Below are 10,623 nucleotides of genomic sequence, written 5' to 3'. Positions count from 1 at the left end.
CATCAATGGTGTGATGCGCCGCAAGGTCAAGCCCTGATCAGTCGATCAAGGGGTGCGTAGAATGGCGGCAGCCTGGGGATGCAGGCTGTAGCTTTTGTCGGGGTTGAGGACTATCACACCTTCGCTGCACAAGCGCTTGAGCACTTCACGCACGCTTAGAAACGACAACGGAATGTCCAGGTCCAGCAATTGGCTGTGCACGCCACGCACGCCAAGGCTGCGGTCGTTTTCGGCGGCCGTCAGCAGGGCATCGATGACTTTCAGGCGGATCAGGCTGGTGCGCAGGCCAAAGCTTTTGAGCAGGATCCTGATCCGCTCGTTGCGGTGGCGATCGGTACGCGGCTCGAATACGCCGACTCCCATGGAAGTACCCTTTGGCGCATTGCTACCGTCCGTTGGCAGTTGCGAGTTGTACATTGCAAAACTCCTTTTCAGAGCCTGATCAGGAAAAAGTGGGCGCTCTTACAAGACTAGACGCATGAGCAGCGCAAATCATGAAGGCTCAAATGTAGAAAATTTGTCGCCATCGCGTGATCAACCCGTGAGTCCATGCGCCATTACGCGGTAAAACGCGCCGGGTCGAGGCGCAAGCCGTCACCGGGCTGGTCGGCGTTGCTGCCGACCAGTACCGAGCCTTCGATCAGATTGACCTTGACCTGGTCTTCATACATCCAGACGTTGAATTGGGTACCGGTCACGCGAATCCACAGTGCGCGTGAGGCGCGTGAAAAAGAGATCAAGACAAACACCGCTGTGCAGCGCAGATCCGCAGATCTGCGCGTTATTACGTCGGGATCAGGTGTCAGAGGTCGTGGCGACCGGCACCGGGTCCAGTTGCCGGTCCATTTCGCAGATCAGAAAGGCGATCGAGTCGGCATTGTGCAAAATGACATCGGCTCGGGATTTCGGATCCTGCACGTTTAAAAAAGCTTCCCGTGCCTTCTCCATGGTCTTGCTGCCAGTCAGCCGTAGAATGGCCTTGCCGACGTGATCAGAATCCGGAATCGAATCAAGGCTGACCCACTTTTTCAGTCCACTGTTCCAGCGTGCGAACAATTCTTCCTTGGGTGTTTCCATCGACAAGGCTAACGCACGGGCCTTGGGCATTCGTGATACGGATATACCTCATCGACCCTGAGCGAAAGGTTGACAGGTCGCTCGCCGCGCGTTGTTAATCGGCGGGTCTTTGTACGCTGTTGTTCCCTCCAATAATCAGTCTGGAGCTTCAGATGTCTGCGCCACACGATCACACGTCTACTGCGATCTCGTCACACCTGTCATTCGAAGCGCTGAGCGCTTTGCTCGAGAAGATTTTTCTGCGTCACGGCACGTCGGCCGACGTTGCCCGGGTGCTTGCGCAAAACTGCGCCAGTGCCGAGCGCGACGGCGCGCATAGTCACGGGGTATTCCGGATTCCGGGTTATGTTTCGACGCTGCAAAGCGGCTGGGTCAATGGCCAGGCCGTTCCGGTGGTCGAAGATGTGGCTTCAGGGTTTGTGCGGGTCGACGCCGCTAACGGCTTTGCGCAACCGGCCCTGGCGGCTGCACGTGAACTACTGGTGCAGAAGGCCCGAAGTGCCGGCATTGCGGTGCTGGCAATCCGTAACTCGCACCATTTCGCTGCCTTGTGGCCGGATGTCGAGCCCTTCGCCGATGAAGGCCTCGTGGCCTTGAGCGTGGTCAACAGCATGACTTGCGTGGTGCCCCACGGTGCCGACCGGCCGCTGTTCGGCACCAACCCGATTGCCTTCTCTGCGCCGCGGGCCGATGGCGCACCGATTGTCTTCGACCTGGCCACCAGTGCCATTGCCCATGGCGATGTGCAAATTGCCGCACGCGAGGGCAAACGCTTGCCGGCAGGGATGGGCGTGGACAGCCTCGGCCAGCCGACCACAGACCCGAAAGCGATTCTTGAGGGCGGCGCATTGCTGCCTTTTGGCGGGCACAAGGGCTCGGCATTGTCGATGATGGTCGAGTTGCTCGCGGCGGCACTGACCGGCGGCAATTTTTCCTTCGAATTCGACTGGAACAACCATCCCGGCGCCAAGACGCCCTGGACTGGCCAATTGCTTATCGTGATCGACCCGAGCAAATCGGCGGGGCAAAATTTTGCCGAGCGCAGCCAGGAACTGGTGCGGCAAATGCACGGTGTCGGCTTGAAGCGTTTGCCCGGTGACCGGCGTCACCATCAACGCGCCAAATCACAGGTCAATGGCATTGAGCTGGATGCGCAGATGCTGGCGAACTTGCGGGAGCTGGCGGGGGAGTGACGCTGTCAACAGGCGCTGTAGAACCTGTGGGAGCGAGCTTGCTCGCGATTACGTCAGCCTATTCAACACAGATGTTGACTGGACTGCCGCCATCGCGAGCAAGCTCGCTCCCACAGGGGACTTCATGGCTGGCGGATTGCGCGTTTATCGCTGGCCCAGCAGCAACCCGACGACCAGACCGAACCCGACGCAAATGGCCACGGTTTGCCATGGATGCCCACCAATTATTTTGCCGGGGAAGGCCATCTTGCTGAAAAACCGACGCAGGACATTTCGTCCTACAGTGTAAGATGTCGCCTATTTTACGCAGCAGGAAATTCCCATGAGCTTCAATCTGGCCGACAAACCCCTCGCCGAGCGCGCTGCGCTTGAAGACGAGAAATCCCGTCTGTTCGAACTCTGGCAAAACAACCTCGGCAAAGCCAAGGGCGAGGCCGCGCGGTTGTTCGGCGAGCGGGCCAAGCGCAAAGGCAAGTGGGCTGAATGGGTACGTGCCGAGCTGGACGGTATGTCGCCCCCGGAATTCGCCAACATGGTGCGCAGTGAAGTCAATCGCCTGATGGCGGCCAACAAGTAACATCGGTCGTCACGTGAAACTCGCGACAATCGCCTCGCGCACTTTCAACACCACCGGGTCGAGCTGGGTACTGGTGCGCCAGCCCAGTTCGATCGGGTAACGCGGCAACGCCAGGGGGCAGGGCAGCAGCGCCAGTCCGCTGAGCGTTGCGATGCTTCGGGCGGCATGGGCCGGAATGGTCGCCACGGCCCGGCTGCCTTTGAGCAAATGCGGCAACGCGGCAAAATGCGTAGTCGAGGCGCACACCCGTCGGCTCAGTCCCAGCGCCGCCAATCCTTCATCGGTAATCCCGATAAAACCGCCGGACGACACCAGAATGTGTTCGCGGGCCACAAACTCCTCAAGACTGATGCTCTGCTGGCCCTCGACCAGGCTCGACGGGTCCGCCAGGCACAAATAACCACCTTCCCCCAGCACCTGACGGCTGAGCAGCCGCTCGGCAAACCCGCCCGCGGTAATAGCCAGGTCAATGCTGCGCTCCAGCAACGCCTGGGCGACGATCTGGCTGTGGGTCTGGCGGAAAATCAGCCGCAACTTCGGCGCACTGCGGRCGATTTCTTTGATCAGCCGCCGGCCGTAGGCAATCTCGAAATCATCTGACATTCCCACAGTGACCGAGCGACCTTCGTACTGTTGCGCGGCCGGATCGACCATCGCCAGGCTCTGCCGGCATTTGTTCAGGGCATCGCTGACCACCGGTTTGAGCTGATTGGCCTTGAGCGAGGGGGCCAGGCCTCGTCCGGTGCGCACGAACAGTTGATCGCCATACACCTCGCGCAACCGACGCAAGGCCGCGCTGACTGCCGATTGCGTCACGCCCAGGCGCAAGGCGGCACGGCTGGCGCTGGACTCTTCGTGCAGCGCTTCGAAGACTTTGAGCAGGTTGAGGTCGATGTCGGTGATATTCATTTGGCTCATATCATTCAGCAGTGAATCGGTCTTTATTGATGATCATGTGACGCCGGAGAATGAGCAACCCCTGATGCGAATGKAGTTTTCGAAATGCCCAAGTCAATCGTTGCGGCCCTGCAAATCGGCGCCTTGCCCGGTGGCAAGGCGCAAACCCTGGAACTGATCCTGTCCTATGAAAACGCGATCATCGAATCCGGCGCCGGGTTGGTGGTGATGCCCGAAGCGCTGCTGGGTGGTTATCCCAAAGGCGAGGGCTTTGGCACGCAGCTGGGCTATCGCCTGCCGGAAGGGCGCGAAGCCTTTGCCCGCTATTTCGCCAATGCCATTGACGTGCCCGGTGTCGAAACCGAGGCGCTGGTGGGGCTGTCCGCACGCACGGGGGCCAATCTGGTGATCGGCGTGATCGAGCGCGCCGGCAGCACCTTGTACTGCACCGCGCTGTACTTCGATCCGCAGGCCGGGCTGCTGGCCAAACACCGCAAGCTGATGCCCACCGGTACCGAACGGCTGATCTGGGGCAAGGGCGATGGCTCGACCTTGCCGGTGATCGACAGCCAGGTCGGGCGCGTCGGCGCGGTGGTGTGCTGGGAAAACATGATGCCGCTGCTGCGCACGGCGATGTACGCCAAGGGCGTGGAGGTATGGTGCGCGCCGACCGTGGACGAACGGGAGATGTGGCAAGTCAGCATGCGCCACATTGCCCATGAGGGGCGTTGCTTCGTGGTCAGCGCCTGCCAGGTCCAGGCATCGCCGCAAGCCCAGGGCCTGGACATCGCCAACTGGCCGGCGGATCGGCCGTTGATTGCCGGCGGCAGCGTGATCGTCGGTCCCATGGGCGACATCCTCGCCGGACCTCTGCGCGACAGCGCCGGTCTGCTCACTGCACAAATCGACACCGACGACCTGGTACGCGCCCGTTATGACTTTGACGTGGTCGGCCACTACGCCCGCCCGGATGTGTTCGAGCTGACCGTGGACGAGCGCGCCAAACCCGGGGTGCACTTCATCGCTTGATGCCCTGCGGGCTTTGGCCAAAGCAGTCAGACAACTTGATAGCTTTGACCATTGCCCGGCACCCCGCGCAGAGCGAGTATTTCCCTGTTGATTACGGTTCCCCCCAACCTAATAAAAAACACAGAGGGATTCTGGCAATGCGCGATTACTTGTCTGCTACTTCTCAGTTCAATTATCAGCACACCGTCGATGCCGCACTCGCAGGCAATCTGACGGCCCTCAACGCCTGTGTCGAATGCTGTGACCGGCATGCCTTGCCGGGTCGCATCGCGCTGTTCTGGGAAGGCCGCGACGGCAGCAGCGCGGCTTACACCTTCACCGAACTGCAGGACAAGGCCGCGCGTTTCGCCAATTTCATGCAGGCCCAGGGCGTGAAGAAAGGCGACAAGGTGGCCGGCCTGTTGCCACGCAATATCGAATTGTTGATCACCGTGTTCGCCACCTGGCGCATCGGCGCGGTGTATCAACCGCTGTTTACCGCGTTCGGTCCCAAAGCCATCGAGCACCGTCTGAGCTGCTCTGGCGCCAAAGTGGTGGTCACCGATGGGGTGAACCGGCCGAAACTGGCCGAAGTCGCCGATTGCCCGACCACGGTGACCGTCACCGGCCCCAAAGGGCAGGGCCTGGTTCGCGGCGATTTCAGTTTCTGGGCCGAACTGGCCAACTATTCCGCCGACTGTGAACCGGTGCTGCTGACCGGGGAAGATCCGTTCCTGCTGATGTTCACCTCGGGCACCACCGGCCCGTCGAAAGCACTGTCGGTGCCGCTCAAGGCCATCGTTGCGTTCCAGAGCTACACCCGCGATGCGGTGGATCTGCGCCCGGAAGACGCGTTCTGGAACGTCGCCGATCCGGGTTGGGCCTACGGCATTTATTTCGGTGTCACGGGCCCCATGTCCATGGGGCACCCGATCACCTTTTACGACGGCCCGTTCACCCTCGAAAGCACCTGCCGGGTGATCAACAAATACGGGATTACCAACCTCACCGGTTCGCCGACGGCCTACCGTTTGCTGATTGCCGGCGGCGATGAATTCGCCAAATCGATCAAGGGCAAGCTGCGCATAGTCAGCAGCGCCGGCGAGCCGCTGAACCCGGAAGTGATCCGCTGGTTCGCCGATAACCTCGACGTGGTCATCCACGACCACTACGGCCAGACCGAACTGGGCATGGTGCTGTGCAACCACCACGGCCTTGAGCATCCGATTCACATGGGCGCCGCCGGATTTGCCTCGCCGGGCCACCGTATCGTGGTACTGGATGACGAATACCAGGAACTGGGCGTTGGCCAGCCGGGCATCCTGGCCATCGACCGCAGCCAATCGCCGATGTGCTGGTTCGCCGGCTACGAAGGCGGGCCGACCAAGGCCTTTGTCGGTAACTATTACCTGAGTGGCGACACCGTCGAGTGGAACCCGGACGGCAGCATCAGCTTCGTCGGTCGCAGCGATGACGTGATCACCACCTCCGGCTACCGGGTCGGTCCGTTCGACGTGGAAAGTGCCCTGATCGAACACCCGGCCGTAGTCGAGGCCGCCGTGGTCGGCAAACCCGATCCGGAGCGCACCGAACTGGTCAAGGCCTTCGTCGTGCTCAGTCCGCAATACCGCGCCGCCCCCGAGTTGGCCGAAGAGCTGCGTCAGCACGTGCGCAAGCGTCTGGCGGCGCACTCGTACCCCCGTGAAATCGAATTTGTCAGCGAATTGCCGAAAACCCCAAGCGGCAAATTGCAGCGCTTTATCTTGCGCAACCAGGAAATCGCCAAGGCTCAAGAGGCCGCGGCGAAGAACGTTCCAGCTTGAATCCAGGGAAACAATGATGCAGATCGAGAACAAGATTTTTATCGTCACCGGTGGCGCTTCCGGCCTCGGTGCAGCTACTGCCGAGGTGTTGGTTGCCGCTGGCGCGAAAGTGATGCTGGTGGACATGAACGCCGAAGCCGTTGCAGCCCAGGCCCAGCGCCTTGGCGCGCACAGCGTGGTGGCGGACATCAGCAACGAAGCGGCGGCCGAAGCGGCCGTGCAGGCGACGGTCAAGGCCTTCGGCGGCCTCAATGGTCTGGTCAACTGCGCCGGCATCGTGCGTGGCGAGAAGATTCTCGGCAAGAACGGTCCACACGCGCTGGACAGTTTCAGCCAGGTGATCAACGTTAACCTGATCGGCAGTTTCAACATGCTGCGCCTCGCGGCAGCGGCGATTGCCGAGACCGAAGCGGATGCCGATGGCGAGCGCGGCGTGATCATCAACACCGCTTCTGCGGCGGCTTACGACGGCCAGATTGGCCAGGCGGCTTACTCGGCGTCCAAGGGCGCGATTGTCAGCCTCACCTTGCCGGCGGCCCGAGAACTGGCGCGCTTCGGCATCCGTGTCATGACGATCGCCCCCGGCATCTTCGAAACGCCGATGATGGCTGGCATGACCCAGGAAGTCCGCGATTCCCTGGCCGCCGGCGTGCCGTTCCCGCCACGCCTGGGCAAACCGGCCGAGTACGCAGGGCTGGTCAGGCATATCATTGAAAACAGCATGCTCAATGGCGAGGTGATCCGTCTCGACGGTGCCTTGCGCATGGCCGCCAAATAAGGAGGATTTGTCATGACAATGTCCAATGATCCGATTGTAATCGTCAGCGCCGTCCGTACCCCGATGGGTGGTTTTCAGGGCGATCTGAAAAGCCTGACGGCGCCGCAACTTGGCGCTGCAGCCATCAAGGCTGCGGTTGAACGCGCCGGGGTCGCCAGTGATTCCATCGACGAAGTGCTGTTCGGCTGCGTACTGCCTGCGGGGCAGGGCCAGGCGCCCGCGCGTCAAGCGGCGCTGGGTGCGGGGCTGGATAAATCGACCCGCTGCACCACCCTGAACAAGATGTGCGGTTCGGGCATGGAAGCGACGATCCTGGCCCACGACATGTTGGTGGCGGGCAGTGCCGACATCGTGGTCGCCGGTGGCATGGAAAGCATGTCCAACGCGCCCTACCTGCTGGACCGTGCCCGTGCCGGCTACCGCATGGGCCATGGCCGGGTGCAGGACTCGATGTTCCTCGACGGCCTCGAAGACGCCTACGACAAGGGCCGCCTGATGGGCACCTTCGCCGAAGACTGCGCCGAAACCAACAGCTTCAGCCGTGAAGCCCAGGACGCGTTCGCCATCGCCTCGACCACCCGCGCCCAACAGGCGATCAAGGACGGCAGCTTCAAGGCCGAAATCGTCCCGCTCACCGTGACAGTTGGCAAAGAGCAAGTGGTGATCAGCAATGATGAGCAGCCGCCAAAAGCCAAACTGGACAAGATCGCTTCGCTGAAGCCGGCGTTTCGTGAAGGCGGTACGGTGACGGCGGCCAACTCCAGTTCGATCTCCGACGGTGCGGCCGCGCTGGTGCTGATGCGCCAGTCCCAGGCACAGAAGCAAGGCCTGAAACCCTTGGCGGTGATTCATGGCCACGCCGCGTTCGCCGACACCCCGGGTCTGTTTCCAGTGGCGCCAATTGGCGCAATCAAGAAGTTGATGAAGAAAACCGGCTGGTCGCTCAATGACGTCGATCTGGTGGAAGTCAACGAAGCCTTCGCCGTGGTCGGCATGGCGGCGATGACTCATCTGGAAATCCCCCACGAGAAACTCAACGTGCACGGCGGCGCTTGCGCCCTCGGTCACCCGATCGGGGCGTCCGGTGCGCGGATTCTGGTGACCCTGCTTTCGGCCCTGCGCCAGAAAGGCTTGAAGCGCGGCGTTGCGGCGATTTGCATCGGCGGCGGTGAAGCGACGGCCATGGCCGTGGAATGCCTCTACTGACTACGCAGTCCCTTGTAGGAGCGAGCCTGCTCGCGATGGGCGTTAACGATGACGCGGGGTGCCTGGAGGAACGCGGTGCCCTGACGTTCTTCGCGAGCAGGCTCGCTCCTACAGGGGGCAATTAAACTTCAAGGATTCACCATGATCCCCAATGACGATCAAACACAAATCCGCGACATGGCCCGGGACTTTGCCCAGGAACGGCTGAAACCCTTCGCCGCCGAGTGGGACCGCGAGCATCGCTTTCCCAAGGAAGCCATCGGCGAGATGGCCGCGCTGGGCTTCTTCGGCATGCTGGTGCCGGAGCAGTGGGGCGGATGCGACACCGGTTACCTGGCCTACGCCATGGCCCTGGAAGAAATCGCTGCCGGCGATGGCGCCTGCTCGACCATCATGAGCGTGCACAACTCCGTGGGTTGTGTGCCGATCCTCAAGTACGGCAACGACGATCAGAAGGAGCGCTTCCTCAAACCGCTGGCCAGCGGTGCGATGCTCGGCGCGTTCGCCCTGACCGAACCCCAGGCTGGTTCCGACGCCAGTGGCCTGAAAACCCGTGCGCGCCTGGAAGGCGATCACTACGTGCTCAACGGCTGCAAGCAGTTCATCACCTCCGGGCAGAATGCCGGGGTGGTGATCGTGTTTGCCGTGACAGATCCGAGCGCTGGCAAGCGTGGCATCAGCGCGTTTATCGTGCCGACCGATTCGCCGGGCTACACCGTTGCGCGGGTCGAAGACAAACTCGGTCAGCATGCGTCCGACACCTGCCAGATTCTCTTCGAAAACGTGAAGGTGCCGGTGGCCAACCGTTTGGGCGAGGAGGGCGAAGGCTACAGGATTGCCCTGGCCAACCTTGAAGGCGGTCGCGTCGGCATCGCTTCGCAATCGGTGGGCATGGCCCGCGCTGCTTTCGAAGCAGCTCGTGACTACGCCCGTGAGCGTGAGAGTTTCGGCAAGCCAATCATCGAGCACCAGGCCGTGGCGTTCCGCCTGGCGGACATGGCGACCCAGATCGCCGTGGCGCGGCAAATGGTGCATTACGCCGCCGCCCTGCGTGACAGTGGCAAACCGGCTTTGGTCGAGGCTTCGATGGCCAAGTTGTTCGCCTCGGAAATGGCCGAGAAGGTATGCTCCTCGGCGCTGCAAACCCTCGGCGGTTATGGTTACCTCAACGACTTCCCGCTGGAGCGGATCTACCGCGACGTGCGGGTCTGCCAGATCTACGAAGGCACCAGCGATATTCAGCGCATGGTCATTTCGCGCAATTTATAAGAAGGAGTCCCCTGTGAGCTATGAAACGATTTTGCTGGAAACCCACGGCCGCGTGGGCCTGATTACCCTCAACCGGCCACAAGCGCTGAACGCGTTGAACGCACAGATCGTCAGCGAACTGAACCRGGCCCTCGATGGCTTCGAGGCTGACTCGAACATCGGCTGCATCGTCCTGACCGGATCGAAAAAAGCCTTCGCCGCCGGTGCCGATATCAAGGAAATGGCCGAGCTGACCTATCCGCAGATCTACATCGACGACCTGTTCAGCGACAGCGACCGCGTGGCCAACCGCCGCAAGCCGATCATCGCGGCGGTCAACGGTTTCGCCCTGGGTGGCGGCTGTGAGCTGGCGCTGATGTGCGACTTCATTCTGGCCGGCGACAACGCCAGATTCGGCCAGCCGGAAATCAACCTCGGCGTGCTGCCGGGCATGGGCGGCACCCAGCGCCTGACCCGTGCGGTGGGCAAGGCCAAGGCCATGGAAATGTGCCTGAGCGGCCGCTTGATCGATGCCGTGGAAGCGGAGCGTTGCGGGATTGTCGCGCGTATCGTGCCGAGCGATGAGTTGCTGGATGAAGCGCTGAAAGTCGCGGCATTGATCGCCAAGAAGTCGCTGCCGATTGCGATGATGGTCAAGGAAAGCGTCAACCGTGCCTTTGAAGTGAGCCTGGCCGAAGGCGTGCGCTTTGAGCGTCGAGTGTTCCATGCGGCGTTTGCGACGCAGGATCAGAAGGAAGGGATGGCGGCGTTTATTGCCAAGCGCGAGGCTGAGTTCCAAGGCAAGTGATGCGGCGT

At 61.5% G+C, this 10,623-nt stretch carries 11 protein-coding genes and 2 pseudogenes; 8 read left to right on the top strand and 5 right to left on the bottom strand.

Annotated elements, in window-relative coordinates; genetic code table 11:
• Nucleotides 1-45: 45 nt before the first annotated feature.
• The 3 genes and pseudogenes from ACXRVY_RS09395 to ACXRVY_RS09385 form a co-directional block, all read right to left on the bottom strand.
• On the bottom strand, nucleotides 46-417 hold the full coding sequence (locus ACXRVY_RS09395) for a fe2+ zn2+ uptake regulation protein (protein WP_223463112.1): 372 nt from the start codon (nucleotides 415-417) through the stop codon (nucleotides 46-48).
• 155 nt (nucleotides 418-572) lie between these two features.
• Nucleotides 573-704: pseudogene (locus ACXRVY_RS09390) on the bottom strand (peptide ABC transporter substrate-binding protein); the annotation flags it as partial.
• A gap of 91 nt (nucleotides 705-795) precedes the next feature.
• Nucleotides 796-1,107: a hypothetical protein gene (locus ACXRVY_RS09385; protein ID WP_457265976.1), complete on the bottom strand. Its 312-nt coding sequence runs from the start codon at nucleotides 1,105-1,107 to the stop codon at nucleotides 796-798.
• A 122-nt stretch (nucleotides 1,108-1,229) separates the two neighbouring features.
• Between ACXRVY_RS09385 and ACXRVY_RS09380 the strand changes: the two genes are divergently transcribed.
• The gene (locus ACXRVY_RS09380; RefSeq protein WP_457265977.1) at nucleotides 1,230-2,270 is read left to right on the top strand and encodes an Ldh family oxidoreductase; all 1,041 of its coding nucleotides are present in this window, start codon (nucleotides 1,230-1,232) and stop codon (nucleotides 2,268-2,270) included.
• A 144-nt stretch (nucleotides 2,271-2,414) separates the two neighbouring features.
• Here the strand turns inward: ACXRVY_RS09380 and ACXRVY_RS09375 are convergent.
• Nucleotides 2,415-2,495: pseudogene (locus ACXRVY_RS09375) on the bottom strand (glycine zipper domain-containing protein); the annotation flags it as partial.
• 97 nt (nucleotides 2,496-2,592) lie between these two features.
• Here ACXRVY_RS09375 and ACXRVY_RS09370 point away from each other — a divergent pair.
• On the top strand, nucleotides 2,593-2,847 hold the full coding sequence (locus ACXRVY_RS09370; protein ID WP_057400121.1) for a hypothetical protein: 255 nt from the start codon (nucleotides 2,593-2,595) through the stop codon (nucleotides 2,845-2,847).
• Nucleotides 2,848-2,856: 9 nt separating this feature from the next.
• On the opposite strand, the gene ACXRVY_RS09365 is transcribed toward ACXRVY_RS09370, so the two are convergent.
• Nucleotides 2,857-3,765 carry a LysR substrate-binding domain-containing protein gene (locus tag ACXRVY_RS09365; RefSeq protein ID WP_458237291.1) on the bottom strand — a complete coding sequence of 303 codons (909 nt, stop codon included), beginning with the start codon at nucleotides 3,763-3,765 and terminating at the stop codon, nucleotides 2,857-2,859.
• Nucleotides 3,766-3,849: 84 nt separating this feature from the next.
• Between ACXRVY_RS09365 and ACXRVY_RS09360 the strand changes: the two genes are divergently transcribed.
• The 6 genes from ACXRVY_RS09360 (at nucleotide 3,850) to ACXRVY_RS09335 (ending at nucleotide 10,615) form a co-directional block, all read left to right on the top strand.
• Nucleotides 3,850-4,773: a carbon-nitrogen hydrolase family protein gene (locus tag ACXRVY_RS09360; RefSeq protein WP_457265979.1), complete on the top strand. Its 924-nt coding sequence runs from the start codon at nucleotides 3,850-3,852 to the stop codon at nucleotides 4,771-4,773.
• A gap of 137 nt (nucleotides 4,774-4,910) precedes the next feature.
• Entirely contained in the window at nucleotides 4,911-6,575 is a 1,665-nt protein-coding gene (locus tag ACXRVY_RS09355) for an AMP-binding protein (protein WP_457265980.1), read from the top strand.
• A 16-nt stretch (nucleotides 6,576-6,591) separates the two neighbouring features.
• A complete protein-coding gene (locus ACXRVY_RS09350; RefSeq protein ID WP_223463890.1) occupies nucleotides 6,592-7,353 on the top strand; it encodes an SDR family NAD(P)-dependent oxidoreductase in 762 nt (253 codons plus the stop codon).
• A gap of 12 nt (nucleotides 7,354-7,365) precedes the next feature.
• On the top strand, nucleotides 7,366-8,559 hold the full coding sequence (locus ACXRVY_RS09345) for an acetyl-CoA C-acyltransferase (protein ID WP_457265981.1): 1,194 nt from the start codon (nucleotides 7,366-7,368) through the stop codon (nucleotides 8,557-8,559).
• A gap of 141 nt (nucleotides 8,560-8,700) precedes the next feature.
• The gene (locus tag ACXRVY_RS09340) at nucleotides 8,701-9,828 is read left to right on the top strand and encodes an acyl-CoA dehydrogenase (protein ID WP_457265982.1); all 1,128 of its coding nucleotides are present in this window, start codon (nucleotides 8,701-8,703) and stop codon (nucleotides 9,826-9,828) included.
• 13 nt (nucleotides 9,829-9,841) lie between these two features.
• Nucleotides 9,842-10,615 carry an enoyl-CoA hydratase gene (locus tag ACXRVY_RS09335; RefSeq protein ID WP_458237290.1) on the top strand — a complete coding sequence of 258 codons (774 nt, stop codon included), beginning with the start codon at nucleotides 9,842-9,844 and terminating at the stop codon, nucleotides 10,613-10,615.
• Nucleotides 10,616-10,623: the final 8 nt, after the last annotated feature.

Source organism: Pseudomonas sp. P5_A2_2, assembly GCF_054177685.1.
This window is presented reverse-complemented; position numbering and strand designations above follow the sequence as displayed.